At 68.4% G+C, this 21,200-nt stretch carries 20 protein-coding genes; 15 read left to right on the top strand and 5 right to left on the bottom strand.

The annotated features are described in order from the left end of the window. Positions 1–160 precede the first annotated feature (160 nt). From rimP to truB, 11 genes are all read left to right on the top strand, one after another. On the top strand, positions 161–772 hold the full coding sequence (gene rimP, locus NV1_RS09450) for a ribosome maturation factor RimP (protein WP_067888031.1): 612 nt from the start codon (positions 161–163) through the stop codon (positions 770–772). Beyond that, positions 769–1,797 carry a transcription termination factor NusA gene (gene nusA / locus NV1_RS09445; protein WP_067888028.1) on the top strand — a complete coding sequence of 343 codons (1,029 nt, stop codon included), beginning with the start codon at positions 769–771 and terminating at the stop codon, positions 1,795–1,797. The genes rimP and nusA overlap by 4 nt, the downstream gene beginning before the upstream one ends. A gap of 64 nt (positions 1,798–1,861) precedes the next feature. Further along, positions 1,862–2,191 (top strand): YlxR family protein, encoded by a 330-nt coding sequence (locus tag NV1_RS41990; protein ID WP_084525216.1) that lies wholly within the window; start codon positions 1,862–1,864, stop codon positions 2,189–2,191. A gap of 112 nt (positions 2,192–2,303) precedes the next feature. Beyond that, the gene (infB, locus tag NV1_RS09440) at positions 2,304–5,279 is read left to right on the top strand and encodes a translation initiation factor IF-2 (RefSeq protein ID WP_067888025.1); all 2,976 of its coding nucleotides are present in this window, start codon (positions 2,304–2,306) and stop codon (positions 5,277–5,279) included. 125 nt (positions 5,280–5,404) lie between these two features. After that, positions 5,405–5,695 carry a DUF503 domain-containing protein gene (locus tag NV1_RS09435; RefSeq protein WP_067888022.1) on the top strand — a complete coding sequence of 97 codons (291 nt, stop codon included), beginning with the start codon at positions 5,405–5,407 and terminating at the stop codon, positions 5,693–5,695. A gap of 46 nt (positions 5,696–5,741) precedes the next feature. Beyond that, a complete protein-coding gene (gene rbfA, locus NV1_RS09430; RefSeq protein WP_067888019.1) occupies positions 5,742–6,185 on the top strand; it encodes a 30S ribosome-binding factor RbfA in 444 nt (147 codons plus the stop codon). 110 nt (positions 6,186–6,295) lie between these two features. Further along, entirely contained in the window at positions 6,296–7,306 is a 1,011-nt protein-coding gene (locus NV1_RS09425; protein ID WP_067888835.1) for a DHH family phosphoesterase, read from the top strand. Between the two features lie 312 nt (positions 7,307–7,618). Further along, entirely contained in the window at positions 7,619–8,971 is a 1,353-nt protein-coding gene (locus NV1_RS09420; RefSeq protein WP_067888833.1) for an MATE family efflux transporter, read from the top strand. Between the two features lie 93 nt (positions 8,972–9,064). Continuing rightward, positions 9,065–10,024: a metallophosphoesterase family protein gene (locus tag NV1_RS09415; protein WP_157116722.1), complete on the top strand. Its 960-nt coding sequence runs from the start codon at positions 9,065–9,067 to the stop codon at positions 10,022–10,024. A 195-nt stretch (positions 10,025–10,219) separates the two neighbouring features. After that, positions 10,220–10,885: a 4'-phosphopantetheinyl transferase Npt gene (npt, locus tag NV1_RS09410; protein ID WP_067888830.1), complete on the top strand. Its 666-nt coding sequence runs from the start codon at positions 10,220–10,222 to the stop codon at positions 10,883–10,885. Beyond that, entirely contained in the window at positions 10,885–11,808 is a 924-nt protein-coding gene (gene truB / locus NV1_RS09405) for a tRNA pseudouridine(55) synthase TruB (protein ID WP_067888014.1), read from the top strand. The genes npt and truB overlap by 1 nt, the downstream gene beginning before the upstream one ends. A gap of 172 nt (positions 11,809–11,980) precedes the next feature. Here the strand turns inward: truB and NV1_RS09400 are convergent, their stop codons facing one another. From NV1_RS09400 to NV1_RS09390, 3 genes are read right to left on the bottom strand one after another with little or no spacing between them, the layout of a single operon-like run. Further along, positions 11,981–12,673, bottom strand: coding sequence for a GntR family transcriptional regulator (locus NV1_RS09400; RefSeq protein WP_067888827.1), 693 nt, complete (start codon positions 12,671–12,673; stop codon positions 11,981–11,983). Continuing rightward, the gene (locus NV1_RS09395) at positions 12,660–13,445 is read right to left on the bottom strand and encodes a maleate cis-trans isomerase family protein (protein ID WP_169813305.1); all 786 of its coding nucleotides are present in this window, start codon (positions 13,443–13,445) and stop codon (positions 12,660–12,662) included. Before NV1_RS09395 ends, NV1_RS09400 begins: the two co-directional genes overlap by 14 nt. A gap of 13 nt (positions 13,446–13,458) precedes the next feature. Next, positions 13,459–14,199 carry a maleate cis-trans isomerase family protein gene (locus NV1_RS09390; protein WP_067888012.1) on the bottom strand — a complete coding sequence of 247 codons (741 nt, stop codon included), beginning with the start codon at positions 14,197–14,199 and terminating at the stop codon, positions 13,459–13,461. Positions 14,200–14,285: 86 nt separating this feature from the next. On the opposite strand from NV1_RS09390, the gene NV1_RS09385 reads away from it, so the two are divergent. Together NV1_RS09385 and NV1_RS09380 are read left to right on the top strand one after the other, a co-directional pair. Beyond that, positions 14,286–15,251, top strand: a complete 966-nt coding sequence (locus NV1_RS09385) for a D-2-hydroxyacid dehydrogenase (RefSeq protein ID WP_157116720.1) — start codon at positions 14,286–14,288, stop codon at positions 15,249–15,251. 27 nt (positions 15,252–15,278) lie between these two features. Next, positions 15,279–16,664, top strand: coding sequence for an amidase (locus NV1_RS09380; RefSeq protein ID WP_218026949.1), 1,386 nt, complete (start codon positions 15,279–15,281; stop codon positions 16,662–16,664). An 83-nt stretch (positions 16,665–16,747) separates the two neighbouring features. Here NV1_RS09380 and NV1_RS09375 read toward each other — a convergent pair whose 3' ends face one another. Further along, entirely contained in the window at positions 16,748–17,245 is a 498-nt protein-coding gene (locus NV1_RS09375) for a DUF3830 family protein (protein ID WP_067888006.1), read from the bottom strand. Between the two features lie 8 nt (positions 17,246–17,253). Further along, on the bottom strand, positions 17,254–18,495 hold the full coding sequence (locus NV1_RS09370; protein ID WP_067888003.1) for an aspartate aminotransferase family protein: 1,242 nt from the start codon (positions 18,493–18,495) through the stop codon (positions 17,254–17,256). Between the two features lie 152 nt (positions 18,496–18,647). Between NV1_RS09370 and NV1_RS09365 the strand changes: the two genes are divergently transcribed. Both NV1_RS09365 and NV1_RS09360 read left to right on the top strand, forming a co-directional pair. Beyond that, positions 18,648–20,084: an NAD-dependent succinate-semialdehyde dehydrogenase gene (locus NV1_RS09365; RefSeq protein ID WP_218026948.1), complete on the top strand. Its 1,437-nt coding sequence runs from the start codon at positions 18,648–18,650 to the stop codon at positions 20,082–20,084. Positions 20,085–20,134: 50 nt separating this feature from the next. Further along, on the top strand, positions 20,135–21,193 hold the full coding sequence (locus tag NV1_RS09360; protein WP_067888000.1) for a tartrate dehydrogenase: 1,059 nt from the start codon (positions 20,135–20,137) through the stop codon (positions 21,191–21,193). The last annotated feature ends 7 nt before the right edge of the window (positions 21,194–21,200 follow it).

Genomic DNA, 21,200 nt, shown 5'->3' with positions numbered 1-21,200 from the left:
ACGGGAAACCTGAGAACGGACGCTGGTCCTTTACACTCTTGCAGCGCGTTACGCTAGACCTCCGACGGAGTATTCCGCAGCCGCCCCGCGCCGACCATGTTCGACCAGGACCGATACCGACAACTCCACCCCGCCACAACTGAACCAGGAGCCGCCCAACATGCCGATGCCGACCGAGGAAAGGGTGAGCCAGCTCGTTGCTGAGCTCGTCGAGAGTCGAGGGTTCGATCTCGAGGGCGTTGCCGTGTCGGGCGCGGGCAAGGATCAGGCGCGGGTCGTGGTCACCGTCGACAGCGATGACACCGTCGATCTGGACGCCGTGGCGGACCTGAGTACCGACATCTCCGTGATCCTGGACGAAGCGGGTGAATTCGGTGAGACCCCGTATCTGCTCGAGGTCGGCACGCCCGGAGTGGAACGTCCGCTGACCCTGCCGCGGCACTGGCGCCGCGCCCGCGGCCGCAAGGTGCGCATCACCCTGCGGTCCGATGCACCCACTCCCGAGGGCAACGGCAAGTTCGACGCCCGGGTCGGCGAGGTCACCGAGACCGAGGTGGCCCTGGTACTGGGCGGACGGCGTAAACCTCACCGCGTCCACATTCCGCTCGCCGACGTCGAGCGCGCCGTGGTCCAGGTGGAATTCTCCGCGCCGGGCGCGGCGGAGATGGAACTCGCCGGGGGAGTCGCCCCCGGACGCCCGGCGCCCGGGGCACAGGACGACCAGGGAGCAATCCAATCAGCGGCAGCTTCGACCGAAGGGACCATGGCATGAACATCGAAATCGAAGCCCTGCGCGCGATCGTCGCGGACAAGGGCATCGCGATGGAGACCGTGATCTCCGCGATCGAGTCCGCGCTGCTCACCGCCTACCGGCACACCGAAGGACACGAGCCCAACGCCCGCATCGACATCGACCAGAAGTCCGGTGTGGTGCGAGTGATGGCCCGTGAACTCGACGCGGACGGCAACGTCATCTCCGAATGGGACGACACCCCCGAGGGATTCGGGCGTATCGCCGCGACGACCGCGCGGCAGGTGGTGCTGCAGCGGTTGCGCGATGCGGAGAACGAGAAGTCCTTCGGCGAATTCTCCACCCACGAGGGCGATATCGTCGGCGGCGTCGTGCAGCGCGACGCCCGCATGAACGCCCGCGGCACCATCGTGGTGCGCATCGGCAGCGAGGCGCACGGGGCCGAAGGGGTGATCCCGCCCGCCGAGCAGGTGCCGGGAGAGAGGTACGAGCACGGCGATCGGATCAAGTGCTACGTCGTGGGCGTCTCGCGCGGGCCGCGGGGTCCGCAGATCACGCTCTCGCGCACCCACCCGAACCTGGTGCGGCGGTTGTTCGCGCTGGAGGTGCCCGAGATAGCCGACGGTTCGGTGGAGATCGTCGCGGTCGCCCGCGAGGCCGGGCACCGCTCCAAGATCGCCGTGCGGACCACCGTGTCGGGTGTGAACGCAAAGGGCGCGTGCATCGGCCCGATGGGTCAGCGCGTGCGCAACGTGATGAGCGAGCTGGCGGGCGAGAAGATCGACATCATCGACTACGCGGACGATCCGGCCACGTTCGTCGGGAATGCGCTGTCCCCGTCGAAGGTTGTCTCGGTCACGGTCGTCGATGCGGAGGGCCGTGCCGCGCGGGTCGTCGTCCCGGATTTCCAGCTGTCGCTGGCGATCGGCAAGGAGGGGCAGAACGCCCGCCTGGCCGCGCGCCTGACCGGTTGGCGGATCGATATCCGCAGCGATGCGGCGCCCGACGCGGCCGGTCCGGTGCGTTCGGAGGCCCAGCGCGGGTGAGAGATTTCTCGCACGGGATGACAGGTTGGTAACTAACCAGAGGGCTGGATGCGGGGTTCCGGACATGGCAGCGGTACAGTGGACGTTGGCTCAGCGCGAGTCTTCGGACCCGCCGCGCACCGGACCCGTCCGGACGTGCGTCGGATGCCGGAAACGCGAGCTGGCCGCCGATCTGTTGCGGATCGTGGCGCAATCGTCCGGAACGGACAGCATTGCGGTCGTTCCCGATCCGCGGCGCAGACTTCCCGGAAGGGGTGCCTGGCTGCACCCCTCTTCAGCTTGTCTGAGCACTGCGGAACGGCGCCGATCGTTCGGCAGAGCACTACGAGTGTCCGGAAAACTGGATATCTCAGCCCTTGAGCACTACGTCGAGAACAGGCACGAGCACTCATGAGCACACCGTGAAGTACCAGCGATGAACGTCCATCGGAGATAACCCGAGGTCGTGCGGGCCACCCGTCCACAGGTGACGGAACGCCACGCTCGACCTCTCAGTGAGGAGAGCAGTGGCAGGCAAGGCCCGCGTGCACGAGTTGGCCAAGGAACTCGGTGTCACGAGCAAAGAACTACTCGCAACGCTCAAGGAGCAGGGCGAGTTCGTGAAATCGGCGTCGTCGACGGTGGAAGCACCCGTCGCGCGTCGTCTGCGGGAATCGTTCGCATCCAAATCCGCGTCCGCGAACGGGAGCGCCAAGTCCGGCGGCCCCCGCCCCGGCCCGGGTCAGTCCGCGCGTCCGGGACCCAAACCTTCATCCGGCGCGACGCCCGGTCCCCGTCCGGGTCCGCGTCCCGCCCCGGCTCCGGCGCAGCAGCCCGCGGCTCCGGCGCAGCAGCCTGCGGCTCCGGCCGCCAAGGCCCCGGCACCGGCTCCCCGGGCCGAGAATGCTCCGGCCGCCAAGCCGGGCCCCTCGGTGAAGCCGGGTCCGGCCGCCAAGCCCGCGCCGCAGGAGCACGCTCCGCGTCCGAGCGGGGACCGCTCCGGCCCGCGCCCGGCTCCCGGGGGCCCGCGTCCGGGTCAGCAGCAGCGTCCGGCTGCCGCGCAGGGCGGCGGCCCGCGTCCCGGCGGCCCCAAGCCCGGCCCGAAAACCCCTCGGGTGGGCAACAATCCGTTCTCCTCGGCGCCCGAGCGGCCCGCGCCGCGTCCGGCTCCCGGGCCCAGCGGCCCGCGTCCGGGTCCGTCGCAGGGCGGCGGTCCCCGGCCGACGCCCGGCCAGCGTCCCGGCCCCGGTCAGGGCGGTCCGCGTCCGGCCGCGGCGCAGGGCGGTGGCCCGCGTCCGGGTGGTCCGCGTCCCAGCCCCGGCTCGATGCCGCCGCGGCCGAATCCGGGTGCGATGCCGCAGCGTGCGGCGCGTCCCGGGCCGAGCGGCGCCGGTCGTCCGGGTCGTCCGGGCGGTGGTCCCGGTGGCGGCGGCGGTCGTCCCGGTGGCGGCGGTGGCGGTTACCGCGGTGGCGGCGGTGGCGCCGGCACGGGTGGTCCCGGTGCCGGTGCGGGCGCTCCCGCGGCCGGTGGCTTCCGGGGTCGTCCCGGTGGCGGCGGTCGTCCCGGTGGTCCGGGTGGTCGCGGCGGTGCCGCGGGCGCGTTCGGACGCCCCGGCGGTGCGCCGCGTCGCGGCCGCAAGTCCAAGCGGCAGAAGCGCCAGGAATACGACTCGATGCAGGCGCCCGCCGTCGGCGGCGTGCGGCTGCCGCGCGGTAACGGCGAGATCATCCGGCTCGCCCGCGGCGCGTCGCTGTCCGACTTCGCCGAGAAGATCAACGCCAACCCGGCCTCGCTGGTGCAGGCGCTGTTCAACCTCGGCGAGATGGTCACCGCCACCCAGTCGGTGAACGACGAGACGCTCGAGCTGCTCGGCGGCGAGATGAACTACGTCGTGCACGTGGTCTCCCCGGAGGACGAGGACCGCGAGCTGCTGGAGAGCTTCGACCTCACCTACGGCGAGGACGAGGGCGGCGAGGACGAGCTGCAGGTCCGTCCGCCGGTGGTCACCGTCATGGGCCACGTCGACCACGGTAAGACCCGGCTGTTGGACACCATCCGCAAGACCAACGTCCGCGAGGGCGAGGCCGGCGGCATCACCCAGCACATCGGCGCCTACCAGGTCCTGACGAACGTCAACGACGAGGATCGCCTGATCACCTTCATCGACACCCCGGGTCACGAGGCGTTCACCGCCATGCGTGCCCGCGGTGCGAAGTCCACGGACATCGCGGTGCTGGTGGTGGCCGCCGACGACGGCGTCATGCCGCAGACGGTGGAAGCGATCAACCACGCGCAGGCCGCGGACGTGCCGATCGTGGTGGCGGTCAACAAGATCGACAAGGAGGGTGCGAACCCTCAGAAGATCCGCCAGCAGCTGACCGAGTACAACCTGGTGGCCGAGGAGTTCGGCGGCGACACCATGTTCGTCGACATCTCCGCCCGGCAGAACATCAACATCCAGGGTCTGCTGGAAGCGGTCGTGCTGACCGCGGACGCGGCGCTGGATCTGCGGGCCAACCCGGACATGGACGCGCAGGGTGTCGCCATCGAGGCGCACCTGGACCGCGGTCGCGGTCCGGTGGCCACGGTGCTCATCCAGCGCGGAACCCTGCGGGTCGGCGACTCGATCGTCGCCGGCGATGCCTACGGGCGTGTGCGCCGCATGGTCGACGAGCACGGCGAGGACGTGGACGCGGCGCTGCCGTCGCGGCCGGTTCAGGTCATCGGCTTCACGTCGGTGCCCGGCGCGGGTGACAACCTGCTCGTCGTCGAGGAGGACCGCATCGCGCGGCAGATCGCCGACCGCCGCAATGCGCGCAAGCGCAACGCGCTGGCCGCACGCAGCCGCAAACGGATCAGCCTGGAAGATCTGGATGCCGCTCTGAAGGAGACCTCGGAGCTGAACCTGATCCTCAAGGGCGACAACTCGGGCACCGTCGAGGCGCTCGAGGAGGCCCTGCTGGGCATCGAGATCAGCGACGAGGTGCGGCTGCGGGTCATCGACCGCGGTGTCGGTGGCGTCACCGAGACCAACGTCAACCTGGCTTCGGCGTCGAACGCGATCATCATCGGGTTCAACGTGCGCGCGGAGGGCAAGGCGACCGAGCTGGCCAACCGTGAAGGCGTGGACATCCGGTACTACTCGGTGATCTACCAGGCCATCGACGAGATCGAGAAGGCCCTCAAGGGCATGCTCAAGCCGATCTACGAAGAGGTCGAGTTGGGGCGTGCGGAGATCCGGGCGATCTTCCGTTCCTCGAAGATCGGCAATATCGCCGGTTGTATGGTCACCGCCGGGTCGGTCAAGCGCAATGCCAAGGTGCGCCTGCTCCGCGACAGTGTGGTGGTCGCCGAGACCACGCTGCAGTCGTTGCGCCGGGAGAAGGACGATGTCATGGAGGCTCGCGAGGGCTTCGAATGTGGTATCACCCTGGGCTACAACGACATCAAGGAAGGCGACATCATCGAGGCTTTCGAGCTTCGGGAGAAGCCGCGGGACTGAGCGGATTTCCGTACCTGTCACATCGTCGTCGTTCCGCGCTTCCGGCCGGGTCTTCCGGCTGGAGGCGCGGGAACGGCGGCGGTGCGGTCGGGTCGGTACCGCTGAAAAACAGATGAGGTGAGCCCTTGTTCGTCGGAGCGCTCGAGTTCGACATCTTGCTCGGCGACGTTCATTCGCTGAAGCAGAAGCGTTCCGTGATCCGCCCGATCGTGGCCGAGTTGCAGCGTTTCGGCGTGTGCGCGGCCGAGGGCGGAGAGCACGACAGACATCGCCGCACGCTACTGGGCGTCGCCCTGGTCAGCTCCGAGATGGGCCATCTCACCCAGGTGCTGGACAAGTGCGAACGCCACGTTGCGGCCCGCCCGGAGATAGAGTTGCTGGCAGTACGCCGCAGAATCTTCGGGCCAGAGGACTGACCGGCGGCATCGTGTCCGCCGCTAGTGGATACTTCAGGAGGACGCCATGGTGGATCAAGCCAGGGCACGCCGACTCGCGAAGCGGATCGTCTCGATCGTGGGTACGGCGATCGAATACGAGATCAAGGATCCGCGACTGAGCTTCGTGACGATCACCGATGCCAAAGTTACCGGTGATCTACGCGAAGCGACGGTCTACTACACCGTGCTCGGCCAGAATCTGCAGTCCGAGCCCGACTACGCGGCCGCGGCCGCGGGGCTGGACAAGGCGAAGGGCGTACTGCGGTCCAAGGTCGGCGCGGCGACAGGGATCAAGTTCACCCCCTCGCTGGCCTTCGTGCTGGACACCGTGCCGGATGCGGCGCGGGAGATGGAGGAACTGCTGGCCCGCGCCCGCGCGGTCGACGAGCGGGTGGCCCAGGTCGCGGCGAACGCGAAGCACGCCGGGGACGCCGATCCGTACAAGACCGAACCGGACGAGGAAGGCTGATCACGGTTTCGTGGTCGCCGCGGTGGGAAAGCCGTTCCAGTACGCGGCGCGGCGCTCGGTGTGATCGCATCGAGGGCCGCCCCATCGCCAGAGGAAACGTGGTCGAGACCATGACAGCAGTAACGCCGGCGGCCGATCTCGCTGCGGCCGTGCAGGTTCTGGATACGGCGCGGTCGGTGACCGTGCTGTGTCACGTTCAGCCCGACGCCGACACCATCGGCAGCGGACTGGCTCTCGCGCAGGTGCTGCACCGGCGCGGGACACCCGTGCGGGTCTCGTTCGCCGCGCCGGCCGAGTTACCGATCTCGATGCGTTCGCTGCCGGGGACCGAACATCTGGTGCCGCCGGAGCAGGTGCCCGCAGACGTGGACGTGCTGGTCGCCGTGGACTGCGGCAGTGCCGGTCGGCTCGGTGCCCTGGCGAACCGGATCGACGGTGCGACAACGACTTTGGTACTCGACCATCATCGTTCCAACACTTTTTTCGGCTCGGTGAACGTGGTGGACCCGACCGCGGAGTCGACCACCGCGCTGCTGGCCCGCATCCTTGATGCCTGGGGTGAGCCGATCGATCACGACATCGCCTTCTGCCTGTTCGCGGGGCTGGTCACCGACACCGGTTCGTTCAAGTGGGCGGGCCCGGGCACGCACAAGCTGGCCGAAAGATTGCTGGCGACCGGAATCGACGGTGCGGGCATCACCCGGACGCTGATGGACACGCATCCGTTCGGCTGGCTCGGCATGCTTTCGCGGGTTCTGGGTACCGCGCGGATCGAGCCGGCCGCGGCCGGTGGCGCCGGCCTGGTGTACGTCTTCGTACGCCGAGCCGATATGGAAGGGGTGCGCTCGGAGGAGGTCGAGAGCGTCATCGATGTCATCCGCACGACTGCCGAAGCCGCGATCGCGGTGGTATTCAAGGAATCTCGCACCACCGACGAACTCTGGACGGTCTCGCTGCGCTCTCGCGCGTCGGGAATCGGCGCGGACGACGGCGTCGATGTGGCTTGCGTCGCGGCACTTCTGGGGGGCGGCGGACACCGCTATGCGGCGGGCTACACGACTACCGGAACCCCCGAAAACCTGGTCGCGGCATTGCTGACCGCTCTCGACACCGTCGGTTAGCCCGCGGTTGCCGTAACTGTGTGGGTGAACCGAGTCGTCGTGACGGGCGTCGGTGGGCCCTCGACGGTCGAGCGGCGCATCCGCCGTAATCGTCGGTGCTGCTTCGCGCCGACCGCGATCGGCTGCGTGATGTGGCGAAGGGATGTATCCGGATCGTGCCCGGTAGGCGACCTGTCGGACCCCTGTGCGATCGTGGTGTCGGCTTTGTCGGGCGATCGGGAAGGGTTGTGGTGGACTCGATCGGAGGGGTGCTGTCCGGCGGTGCGTATGGACGCTCTCGGTGTGGGACGGGTGGCCGCGGTGCCCGGTGACATGGTGCGCGACGAAGTGACGCCGCAGGCCGCCGCACCGACCGCGGCCGGCCCCGGCCGGATTCTGCGGATCGCGATTCCGACGCTGGGCGTGCTGGTGGCCGAACCGATCTATCTGCTGTTCGATATGGCGGTGGTCGGGCGGCTGGGTGCGCTGGCGCTGGCCGGGCTCGCGGTCGGCGGCTTGATCCTGGGGCTGGTCAGCACTCAGCTGACATTTCTCAGTTACGGCACCACCGCGCGGGCGGCCCGGCGGCACGGCGCGGGGGACACCCGCGGGGCCGTGGCGGAGGGTGTGCAGGCAAGTTGGCTGGCGATCGGGATCGGGGCGGCCATCATCGTGGCGCTGCAGGCGTTCGCGGGACCGATCACCCATGCGGTCGCGGGCCGGGCCGATATCGCTGACGCGGCCGTGACCTGGGTGCGGATCGCCTGCTGCGGGGTGCCGATGATTCTGCTGGCCAACGCCGGTAACGGATGGATGCGCGGTGTGCAGCGGATACGTCGTCCGCTGGTGTACGTGATCGCGGGACTGGTGACTTCGGCCGTTCTCTGCCCGACGCTGGTGCACGGTCTGCTGGGCGCGCCGCGTATGGGGCTGGCCGGATCGGCGACGGCGAATCTGGCCGGGCAGCTGGTGTCGGGTGGGCTGTTCTTGGGTTCGCTTGTGCGGCAAGGTGTTCCGCTGGCTCCGCAGCCGGACGTGATGCGCGATCAGTTGCGGCTGGGCCGGGATCTGATCATGCGCAGCTTCGCCTTTCAGGCGTGTTTCGTCTCCGCGGGCGCGGTGGCCTCCCGGTTCGGCGCGCCCTCGGTGGCCGCCCATCAGCTGGTGTTGCAGCTGTGGAACTTCCTCGGCCTGACGCTCGATTCGCTCGCGATCGCGGCGCAGACGCTGGTGGGCGCGGCGCTGGGCGCCGGGCAGGCGGCCGGTGCGCAGCGGCTCGCACGGCGGATCACTGCCTGGTCGACGCTGTTCGCCGTCGTGCTCGCGGTGATCTTCGCGGCGGGCAGCGTCCTGGTGCCGGAGTTGTTCACCGGTGACGCGCAGGTCCTCGATCGCGTCCACGTCATCTGGTGGTTCTTCGTCCCCCTGATTCCGGTGGCCGGGGTGGTCTTCGCCCTGGACGGCGTGCTGCTCGGCGCGGGCGATGCGGCCTATCTGCGCAACACTACGATGCTCGCCGGGCTGCTCGGATTCCTGCCGATGATCTGGCTGTCGTTGGTCTTCCACTGGGGGATCGCCGGAATCTGGGCGGGGCTGAGCGGTTTCATCGTCGCGCGCCTGGTCGCGGTCGGTATCCGGGCGGTTTCGGGCCGCTGGGCGCGGGTAGGTGCGGAACTGCCGGCGTAGCGCGGTTGGTCCGCGGAGCCGGAGGCATGGGAATGTGGACAGGGATGGCCGCGGTTACGCAGGGGACGCGGGCGAGCAGAGAGGTTGTGCCGGGTGGTTCCGAAGTTGATGGCGGTGAGCGATATCCATGTCGGGCATCAGGGCAACAAGCCCGTGGTCGAGGCGATCCGCGCCGACTCGCCCGAGGACTGGCTGATCGTCGCCGGGGACGTCGGGGAGCGCAGTGACGATATCCGCTGGGCGCTGAGCATTCTGCGAGAGCGGTTCGCCAAGGTGATCTGGGTGCCCGGGAACCACGAATTGTGGACCACGGCCAAGGACCCGGTGCAGATGCGCGGCGCGGCGCGTTACGACTATCTGGTGTCGCTGTGCCGCGACCTGGACGTACTCACTCCGGAGGATCCCTTCCCGGTATGGGAGGGCGAGGGGTCGCAGGAGTTCGGTGGCCCGGTGACGCTCGCGCCGATGTTCGTGCTCTACGACTATTCCTGGATGCCCGAGGGCGCGTACACCGCGACCGATGCGCTGCGCATCGCCCGGGACCGCAACGTCGTCGCGACCGACGAATTCCTGCTCTTCCCGGACCCGTACATCACTCGCGACGCGTGGTGTGAGGCCCGGGTGAAGTACACCCGCCGCCGCCTCGACGATCTCGAGCCCGGCACCCCGGTCGTGTTGATCAACCATTTCCCGCTGAATCGCGAGCCCACTCGGATGCTGTTCTATCCGGAATTCGCGCTGTGGTGCGGCACCGAACTCACCGCCGATTGGCACACGCGGTACAACGTGGTCTGTTCGGTCTACGGTCACCTGCACATTCCGCGCACCACGCACTACGACGGCGTCCGCTTCGAGGAGGTCTCGCTCGGTTATCCGCGGGAATGGAAACGTCGCGGTCTGCCCGACAAACTCCTGCGTCAGATCCTGCCTGCGCCGCACTACGGTCCCGACGACCTGAATCAGTGGGGCGGCCATTTCAAGGTCACCCCGGAAATGGCCGAGGCCGCCGAGAAGATGCGTCAGATGGCAGAACGTCGCCGCGGCCTCGCCTGAGTCATCCGGCAGTCCCGCCTTCCCCGATAGCTGCCCGGACAACGCATCCGAGCCCTCGGCTAGGCTCGTGGAGCAGGTTGAACATCGATTCAGGAGGCGGTCATCGAGGAGTCGGCGAGCGAGATGCGCGCGGCAGGCAGCGTGTCCGACCACGATGGGACCGGTGCACATACCGAACGAGCAGAGCCCGCACGCATACTCGGCAGAATTCTGCCCAGCGGTGTGGCCACATCGGAACTGGTTCGGTATCCCGAAGATCTGCGGGTGCATCCGGGCGAGGAACATCTGATCGCCAAATCGGTGGAGAAGCGTCGGCGGGATTTCATCGGCGCGCGGTATTGCGCGCGGCAGGCGCTGGCGCAGCTGGGTGAGCCGCAGGTGGCGATCGGCAAGGGGGAGCGGGGAATGCCGCTGTTCCCGCGCGGTGTCGTCGGCAGTCTCACCCATTGCGATGGGTACCGGGCCGCGGCGCTGGCACATCGGTTGCGCTGGCGGTCGATCGGGATCGATGCCGAGCCGCACGGTCCGCTGCCCGAGGGTGTGCTGGAATCGGTGAGCCTGCCCGCGGAGCGCGCCTGGCTCGCGGGCGCGCTTCCGGCGACGGGCCTGCACATGGACCGGCTGCTGTTCTGCGCGAAGGAGGCCACCTACAAGGCGTGGTTCCCGCTGACGTTGCGCTGGTTGGGATTCGAGGACGCGCACATCACCTTTACCATCGATGACGACGGCACCTCCGGCGGTTTCCGCAGCGAGCTGCTGGTTCCCGGGCAGACCACCGATGGCGGCGCACCGCTGCTGTCCTTCGACGGGCGCTGGCAGATCGGCGAGGGGCTGATCCTGACCGCGATCGTGGTGGGCTGATGGGCCGCGAACCCGCGCTGGTGGATGTCCTCGGCGGCCTGCTGATCGTGGATAAAGCAGGCGGTATGACCAGCCACGATGTGGTGTCCCGGTGCCGAAAGATCCTGCGCACCCGCAAGATCGGCCACGCCGGAACGCTGGACCCGATGGCGACCGGCGTGCTGGTCCTGGGCGTCGAGCGCGCCACGAAGATGCTCGGTCTGCTCAGCCTGACCACCAAGGCATATTCCGCGACGATCCGGTTGGGACAGTCCACGGTCACCGACGACGCCGAGGGCGAGATCCTGGCCACCACGCCGGCCGCTCATCTCACCGACGCCGATATCGCCTCCGGCGCAGCGCGATTGACCGGCGATATCGAACAGATCCCGGCGACGGTCAGTGCGATCAAGGTCAACGGTGAACGCGCCTACGCCCGCGCCCGCGCGGGAGAAGAGGTGCAACTCGCCGCGCGCCCGGTCACCGTCTCTCGTTTCGATCTGCTCGCCCGCCGCGATATCGACACCGGCACAGCCACATTCGTGGACCTGGACGTCGAGGTGGAATGTTCCTCGGGTACCTACATCCGCGCCCTGGCCCGAGATCTGGGTGAAAGCCTCGGCGTCGGAGGTCATCTCACCGCCCTGCGCCGCACCCGAGTCGGCCCGTTCACCCTGGACCACGCCCGCACCCTGGAATCGCTGGCCGAGGACCCGACCCTCGATCTCGACATCGATTCCGCAGCGCGCCTGGCCTTCCCGCACCGCACCGTCACCCCCGAACAGGCCGAGTCCCTGCGCGACGGCCGCTGGCTCGACCCGATCGGCCAACGCGGCGTCCACGCCGCTCTCACCGAGGACGGCCGAGCGATCGCTCTCCTGGAAGAGAAGGGCAAACGCTCCGCACCGGTCCTCGTGGTCCGCCCGCGCGGCCTGATCGACTGAGCCGCAGGGATATGCCAGTCCGGCCCGGTCCGCCGCAGCCCCCTGGTCGGCACGGGACGCGACGATACCGATGGCCGTTGCCCAGGGTGCTGCGCGCCTCGTAAGGCCGGCCTGCGGCGGACTTCGTGCGGAACCGCGTGAACGGAGTCCGGGCTTTGTGGCGCAATGACTTTCAGCTCACGTCCGGCTGGGCTTCCGGCTCGGGCTGGTGCAGGGGGCGTAAGCGGTCGACCGCGTCGTGCATGTGGTGGATCAGGAGGGTGCGGGCGTGGGCGGGGGAGCCGTGGCCGATCGCCTCGCGCAACTCGACGTGTTCGCGGGCCTGATCACGGATGTCCGGGTAGGCCGTTTGCAGGGCGCCCAGGCACATGCGGGTCTCGATCAGCAGGGTGCGCGCGGCGCGGGTGAGGCGGGCACTGGCGGCGCTGTCCACGAGCGCCTCGTGGAATGCCTGGTCGGCGGCTGAGACGCCGACGGCGTCACCGCGTTCGGCGCAGGTCAGCATGTCGGCGACGCTGGGTCCGAGGGCCTCGTAGGCGATCGCGCGACGTCCGTCCAGGATCAGTTCCAGCGCGCCGCCCTCGATGGCGGTGCGCGCCCGGTAGACATCGACCACGTCCTCGGGAGTCAGCTCGATGACGAAGATGCCCCGGTGCCGGATGCTGTGCAGCAGACCCTCGGATACCAAGCGCTGCATGGCTTCTCGGACGGGACCGCGCGAGACGTCGAACTGCGCGGCGAGATCGGCCTCGACCAGCTGTGCGCCGGGGCCGAGGGCGCCGTGCATGATGGCGTCGCGCAGCCGGTCGGCGATCATCTCGGCGGTGGACTGCCGATTCACCGGCTCGAATTCAATCACCGACATGAATCAGCCTTTCGGACAATAGCTTTCCCAGTCCCTGCTTTTCCGGCCCGACTGGTTCGATGACGGAGCTGGACGGGGCACCGGGCGACGGTGCGGTGTCGGGAGCATATCCGGCCAGGCGCAGCCCCTCCCAGATTGTTACCTGATTGGCTGTGAGAACCGGTTTGCCCAGGGTCGCCTCGAGCTTCGGCAGTACTTCCAGGGTGTGCATGGCGGTGTCGGGAATCAACAGCGCCTGTGCTTCGGTGTGATCGTTGGCCACCGCCAGTTCGATGACCTGATCGGGGGTCAGCGTGCCGACCTCCGCGGCGGTGTCGATGCCCGCGCTGGACATCGACAGCACCTCGATCCCCTCGGCGGCGAGGAATTCCACGAACAGCCGGGCGACGTCGTCCGGATAGCTCGCGCATACCGCGACCCGCGTCACCCCGATCGCCCTCGCTGCGTTCACGAAGGCGAAGCTGGTGCTCGACGCGGGCGCCGCGGCGGCCTCGGCGAGCCCGCGAACCTGCTCGCGCGCCCCCTCGGGTCCGTAGACGAAACTGCCAGAGGTGCACGCCCACACCACCGCGCTCGGCTCGTACTCGGCCAGCAGCGCCGCACCCTCGCGCAGCCGGGCCGGGCTGCCCAGATCGAGCAGTTCGGGCACCGCGTGCAGATCGGTGCCGTAGATGTGGACGACGCGCAGGTCCACGCCCAGCACCGCCGCGGCGCGGGGGTAGTCGTCCTCGGCGGCGTGGTCCGGGTAGATGAAGCCGATCGTCGGTGTCATGGGTCTCCTTCGGTCAGAACACGTTCTGGAGCCATTTGCCGGGCCCCATCATCGGCAGTTTCATCCGGCCCAGGCATGCCCACATGGTGAGCTGGTTCGCAGTGAGCACGGGTTTGCCCAGGGCCTGTTCGAGCGGTTCGATCAGGTCGTAGGTGGGCAGGTTGGTACAGCTCACGAAGATCGCCTGCGCCTGCGGATCGTCGGCGTTGATGATGCGCTCGGCGATGGTGCGGTAGCTGACCTTCCAGATGCCGCCGCCCAGGCCGAGATGGTCCGAGCGGATGACCTCACAGCCGGCTTCATCGAGGAAGTCGTGCAGTTTGTGGGTGAGGATCTCGTCGTAGGGGGTGATCACCGACAGGCGGCTGATCTCGAGTTTGGTGATCGCCTCCACCAGCGCCCCCGACGTGGTCACCGCGTCGGCGGCGCCGGCACGGCAGATCGCCTCGACCAGGGACCGCTCGTACTCCAGCCCCTTGATGAAACTGCCCGAGGTGCACAGATAGGCGATCACCTCGGGATCCACATGTAGCACGTTGCGGGTGGCCGAGGTGAGATGCACTGCGTCGGAGACCAATTCGGCCATTTCGACCGAAACCGGCACAGGTTCGTACGGGGTGCGCGCGAGGTGCAGGCTCACCTCGAGCGGCGCCCAGCGCCATAGTTCCCGCTCCAGCGCGAGATCGAACGGCGCGATGATGCCAATGCCCCGCTGGGCAACCGGCCCGTCGAATTCGGGCAAATTCAGTTCCACGAGGGCCCCTCTCGCGTCCAGCCTGGTATTCCTCCGCACACGATCGGATTGTTGACAATCATACGATGCGTTTTTAGTCTGTCAATGTGAAAGAGGGCCCCATAGTCACCGTTCTGCACGATGGCACTCGGCCCGATGCGCAGCTGATGCGACCGGTCGAAGAGCGGGCCGAGGTTCGCTACACGGCTGCGGACGGGTTGGCCGAGGCCTTGCGCGGTGCCGACGCACTGTTCGTCTACGACTTCCTGACCACGGCGCTGCCCGGCGCGTGGCCCGCGGCGGACCGCTTGTCATGGTTGCACGTCGGCGCGACCGGTGTCGACTCGGTGTTGTTCGACGAGCTCGTCGCCAGCGATGTCACCGTCACCAACACCCGCGGCGTCTTCGATACGCCCATCGCCGAATACGTTCTCGCGCAGATACTCTCCTTTGCCAAGGACCTGCCGGAGTCGCAGCGCCTGCAGCGCGATCACCAGTGGCGTCATCGCGAATCCGAACGAATCGCGGGTGCGTCGGTGCTGATCGTCGGTACCGGATCGATCGGCCGGGCGATCGCGCGGCTGCTGCGTGCGGCGGGTATGCGCGTGCGGGGGCTGGGGCGTCGCCCGCGCACCGACGATCCCGATTTCGGCACCGTCGGCACCGATCTGCACGCCGAACTTCCCGCAGCGGATTATGTCGTCGCCGTCGCGCCGCTGACCGCGCAGACCCGGGACATGTTCGACGCGCGAGCTTTTTCGGCTTTCAAACCACATGCCCGTTTCATCAACGTGGGTCGTGGGGAATCAGTAGTGACAGACGACCTCGTCGCCGCACTGCGGGCCGGTGCTCTGGCCGGTGCGGCGCTCGATGTCGTCGATCCCGAGCCGCTGCCGCCCGGCCATGCGCTGTGGGATCTGCCGAATGTTCACCTCACGCCACACAATTCCGGTGATTTCGTCGGATGGCGTCGCGAGATCGTCGCGGCGTTCGCCGCCAACTTCCGGAAGTGGATCGATGGCCGGCCGCTGGACAACGTGGTCGACAAGAGGCTGGGTTACGTGCCCGCCTGAAGGGAGTCAGCTATGGCCCACCCCGATATCGATATTCCCACCGAGCCTGCCGCCATGACGGCGGTCGAGCTGGTCACGGCATATTCGGCGGGTGCGTTATCGCCGGTGGAAGCGACCCGCGCGATCTTGGACGCGATCGCCGCTCGCAACGATTCGGTCAACGCGTACTGTCTCGTCGATCCGGATCGGTCGATGGTACAGGCCAAGGAGTCCGAGGCGCGCTGGCATTCCGGGCACGTACAGGGGCTGCTGGACGGGGTGCCGATCTCGATCAAGGACATCTTCCTGACCGAGGGCTGGCCGACTCTTCGCGGTTCCACCTCGATCCAGGCCGATGTGCCGTGGCCGGTGGACAGTCCGGTGGCCGCGCGGCTGCGCGAGGACGGCCTGGTGTTCGTAGGCAAGACGACGACCCCCGAGCTGGCGTGGAAGGGTGTCACCGACAGCCCGCTGACGGGTATCACTCGCAATCCGGTGGATCCATCCAAGACCGCGGGCGGTTCGTCGGGCGGTAGCGCCGCAGCGGTCGCGGGCGGGATGGGCCCGATCTCGGTCGGCACCGACGGCGGTGGCAGCGTGCGGATCCCCGCCTCGTTCTGCGGCATCGTCGGCTTCAAGCCGACGCACGGGCGCATCCCGCTGTATCCGGCGAGCCCGTTCGGACCGCTCGCGCATGCGGGCCCGATGACCCGCACCGTCGAGGACGCGGCGCTGCTGATGGACATCCTGTCGCTGCCCGATCCGCGCGACCCCACCGCGCTCGCCCCCACGTTGACGACCTTCCGCAGCCAGCTCGCCCGCGATGTGCGCGGCTGCACGGTCGCCTATTCGGGCACGCTGGGCTATGTCGGCGTCGATCCGGAGGTCGCCTCGGTCGTGGACGCGGCGGTGCGCCGGCTGGACGAGGCGGGCCTGCACGTGGTGGCCGCGGACCCCGGATTCGCCGATCCGCTCGATGCCTTCGAAGTGCTCTGGGCCGCGGGGGCGGCGACGATGCTCTCGAAATTCCCCGAGGGCACCCGCGACCGCGTCGATCCGGCCCTGGGCGAGGTCTGGGATCGCGGCAAGACCTGTTCCGCGGTCGATTATCTGGACGCCCGCGCCATCGCCGCCGAGGTCGGCATCGTGATGGGCGCGTTCCACACCGCCCACGACGTCCTGATCACACCCACCATGCCCATCCCGGCCTTCGAGGCCGGACACGACGTCCCCCCGGGCAGCGGTTTGAGCAGCTGGCCGCAGTGGACCGGTTTCACCTACCCCTTCAACATGACCCAGCAGCCCGCCATCTCCATCCCCGCGGGCACGACCGCCGCCGGGTTGCCGGTGGGCCTGCAGATCGTCGGCCCCCGCCACTCGGATGACCTGGTCCTGGCGGTAGCCCGTTTCGCGGAGACGGTGCTCGCTTCCTGACCCAACACCGCACCCGATACGCCGGAGCCCGGTCCACCAACGAGGTTGGTGGACCGGGCTCCGGCGTATCGGGCGATGCCTCGCTATTGCGCGCGGGCGAAGGCGAGCGTTTCCCCTTCGACGCCGCGCAGCCACAGGTTGTTGCATGCGGTGGCGAGGGCGGGCAGGCCCTCTTCGATCGTCGCGAAGACGTTGCCGGGAACCCAGCCCACGTCGCCGTTGATGAGCAGGTTGTTGCGTCCGTAGAAGAGGGCGAGATCGGTCGCGCCCTGGGCGTGGTGGGCTTCGGAGCCCGGTTCGTAGCCGTAGGCGGGGTTGCCGATTTCCCAGGGTTCGAAGTCGAAGAGGCAGACGTCGCCGGGAATCGGTGTGATGGTGGGGTTTTCGCGGTGCGGTGCGGCGGTGATGCGGGGGACGAGGGTGTAGACCTCGTTGCGGGCGTATTTGGCGTGGAACGCGTCGCCCTCCTGTGGGAGGGCATCCCATACCGCGGCACACGTGAGCGGGGCTTCGTCATCGAGAAGCCTTGCACGGCAGGAGATTCCGGACTTGGTCAGGGTGATGGTCAGATAGCGCGCCATAGCGGCTCCTAGAGTTCGTCGAGGACGTCGGACCACAGGGCCAGGGCATCGTCGATCTGGCTCTCGGACACCACCAGCGGCGGAATCATCCGCACGACATTGCTGTGCGCGCCGCAGGTCAGCAGCAGCAGGCCCTTCTGCGCGGCCAGGCGCTGCGCCGCGCTCGCGGTGGCGGTGTCGGGTTCCCCTGCGGCCGTGGTGAATTCGGATCCCACCAGCAGGCCCAGACCGCGGACGTCGCCGACCGCGGCGGTGGCGGATTTGCGGACGCCCTCGACCAGTTGACGTCCGCGCACCGCGGCGTTCTCGACCAGCCCTTCGGATTCGATGACCTCGAGCGTCGCGACGGCCGCAGCGCAGGCGACCGCGTTACCGCCGTAGGTGCCGCCCTGCGAACCGGGCCACGCCTTGGCCATCAACTCCTCCGACGCGGCGATACCCGAGAGCGGGAAACCGCTGGCCAGTCCCTTGGCGATGGTGATCACATCGGGCCGCACGTCGAAGTGCTGATGCCCGAAGAACTTTCCGGTGCGCCCGAATCCGGTCTGGATCTCGTCGAACACCAGCAGGATGCCGTGCCGGTCGGCGCGCTCGCGCAAACCCTGGAAGAACGCGGTGTTGCCCGGGATGTAGCCGCCCTCGCCGAGCACCGGCTCCACGATGAACGCCGCGGTCTCCGCCGGGGAGCTCAGCGTCGCGAACAGGTAATCCAGTTCGCGCAGTGCGAATTCCGTCGCCTGCTCCTCGGACCAGCCGTATCGGTACGCGGTGGGGAACGGTGCGACGTGCACCCCGCCCATCAGCGGGCTGAATCCGGCCGAGAACCGGGTGCCGGAGGTCGTCATGGTCGCCGCGGCGACGGTGCGGCCGTGGAAACCGCCGTGGAACACGATGACATTCGGCCGGCCGGTGGCCTGCCGGACCAGACGCAGCGCGGCCTCGATCGCCTCACTGCCGGAATTGGCGAAGAACAGCGAGTTCAGTCCCTCGGGCAGCACCGCGCCCAGCTTCTCGGTGAGTTCGAGCAGCGGGCGATGCATGACGGTGGTGTACTGACCGTGGATGAGGCTGCCGACCTGCGCGCGGGCGGCCTCGACGACCCGCGGATGGCAGTGGCCGGTACTGGTGACCCCGATACCAGCGGTGAAGTCCAGATACCGGCGGCCGTCGGTGCCGTACAGGTAACACCCCTCGCCGTGGTCGACCGTGACGGGAGTGGCTTGTTTGAGGAGGGGGGAAAGCTCGGACATAGGTAGCCGCCTCGGAAAGTCGGGTCGGATTGTCTGTTGTAGGATTGTTGACAATATGAATATCATGGCGGGCAGGGCCGCAGCAATGGTCTGCGGGGATTGAGGAGCAGGCAGTGACGCACACCAGCGAAGACGTGAACGAGGCCGAACGCCTGGCGATCGAGAGCGTCCCGACGGGACTGTTCATCGGGGGCGGCTGGCGCCGGACCGCCGCGCGGCTGCCGGTCGAGGATCCGGCGACCGGGCAGGTGCTGTGTGAGGTGGCCGACGCCTCACCCGACGACGGTCTGGACGCCCTCGCGGCCGCCGCGGGCGCGCAGGCCGATTGGGCGCGCACCCCTGCGCGCGAGCGCAGCGATCTGCTCATGCGCGCCTACCGCCTGCTGCTCGAGGAGACCGATCGTCTCGCCCTGATCATGACCCTGGAGATGGGCAAGCCGCTGGCCGAGGCGCGGGGCGAAATCTCTTATGCCGCAGAGTTCTTCCGCTGGTTCGCCGAGGAGGCGGTCCGCCTGGACGGCGGCTACATGCCCGCGCCCGGCGGCGGTTCGCGCTTCCTGGTCACCCGCCAGCCGGTCGGCCCGAGCCTGCTCATCACGCCGTGGAATTTCCCGCTCGCCATGGGCACCCGCAAGATCGGCCCGGCCCTGGCCGCGGGCTGCACCTGCGTGGTCAAACCCGCCGAGCAGACCCCGCTGTCCATGCTGGCCCTGGCCGACATCCTCGTTCGCGCCGGACTGCCCGCGGGTGTGGTGAACGTCGTGACCACCTCCGATCCGGCCGCACTGATGACACCGATGATCATGGACGAGCGCTCCCGGAAACTCTCTTTCACCGGATCCACCGCCGTCGGCAAGATCCTGCTCGAACAATGCGCTCGCACGGTGATGCGCACCTCGATGGAACTCGGCGGCAACGCGCCGTTCGTGGTGTTCGAGGACGCCGATCTGGACGAGGCCGTGGAGGGCCTGCTCGCGGCCAAGATGCGCAATATCGGCCAGACGTGCACCGCTGCGAATCGAATTCTGGTGCAGCGCAACGTCATCGATGATTTCGCCCGCCGCCTGACCGAGCGGATGGCCGCGCTGCCGATGGGTCGCGGCACCGAGCCGGACGCGGTGGTCGGCCCCCTCATCGACGCCGACGCGGTGACGAAGGTCACCGATCTGGTGGCCGATGCGAAACAGCGCGGCGCGACCGTTCTGCTCGGCGGCGAAGCCGACGGCCGTCCCGGAAACTTCTATCCCGCAACGGTTCTCACCGGTGTGCCGGACGACGCCGCGATGTGCCACACCGAAATCTTCGGTCCCGTAGCGGCTCTGACCGCCTTCGATACCGAGGCCGAGGCGGTCGAACGCGCCAACGACACCCCCTACGGCCTGATCGGCTACGTCTACACCGAGAGCCTGCGCCGCGGCCTGCGTGTGAGCGAGGCGCTGGAAACCGGTCTGGTAGGACTGAATCAGGGCGTGATCTCCAACCCCGCGGCCCCGTTCGGCGGGGTGAAGGAGTCGGGCCTGGGCCGCGAGGGCGGGTTTACCGGAATCGACGAGTTCCTGGAGACCAAGTACATCGGCGTGAAGCTCTGAGCGTCGCGACGCGGGCGCCGGAATACATCAGACACTGTGAGGGAGATTCGTTGAGTACCTACCGAATCGCGACCATTCCCGGCGACGGCATCGGGGTCGACGTGACCGCCGAGGCGGTGCGCGTCGTGGACGCGGTACTGCCCGGTATCGAATGGACCGAATTCGACTGGTCGTGCGAGAACTATTCGCGCACCGGATCGATGATGCCGCCGGACGGCCCGGTCCGGCTCGCCGGGTTCAACGCGATTCTGCTCGGCGCGGTGGGCTTTCCGGGGGTGCCGGATCATATCTCCCTGTGGGGTCTGCTGATTCCGCTGCGCCGCGCGTTCGGGCAGTACGTGAATCTGCGTCCGGTGCGTCTGCTGCCGGGCACCGAATCGGCGCTGCGCGACCGCACCGCGGCGGATCTGGACATCCTCATCGTCCGGGAGAACTCCGAGGGCGAGTACTCCGAGATAGGCGGCATCCACAATCCGGGCCGTCCGGAGGAGTTCGTCCTGCAGGAATCGGTGTTCACCCGCGCGGGCTGTGAGCGGATCATCCGATACGCCTTCGAGCAGGCCGCCCAGCGCGGCGGGCGGCTGTGCTCGGCGACCAAGTCCAACGGCCTGATCCACTCGATGCCGTACTGGGACAGCGTCTTCGAACGCATCGCGACCGAATACCCCGCCGTGCAGACGCGACAGATGCATGTCGACGCGCTGGCCGCGGAGATCGTGCTGCATCCGGACCGGCTGGACGTCATCGTCGGCTCGAACCTGTTCGGCGACATCCTCTCCGACCTCGCCGCGGCTGTCACCGGAGGGTTGGGCCTGGCGCCGTCGGGCAATATCAACCCCCAGCGCGATACGCCCTCGATGTTCGAGGCCGTGCACGGCAGCGCACCCGATATCGCGGGGCAGGGCATAGCCAACCCGGTCGCCCAGATCCTCGCCGCCGCGATGATGCTCGATCATCTGGGCGAGCGCGCGGCCGCGGCCGCCATCGACCGCGCGGTCTGCGATGTGCTGGCCGAGGGCGCGGTCCGCACCCCCGACCTGGGCGGAACCAGCACCACCACGGAGGTCGGCACGGCGATCGCCGAGCGCGCGGTGAGCCTGATTCCCTGACGCGACA

It is taken from the genome of Nocardia vaccinii NBRC 15922 (assembly GCF_001613305.1).
GTDB lineage: Bacteria > Actinomycetota > Actinomycetes > Mycobacteriales > Mycobacteriaceae > Nocardia > Nocardia vaccinii.
This window is presented reverse-complemented; position numbering and strand designations above follow the sequence as displayed.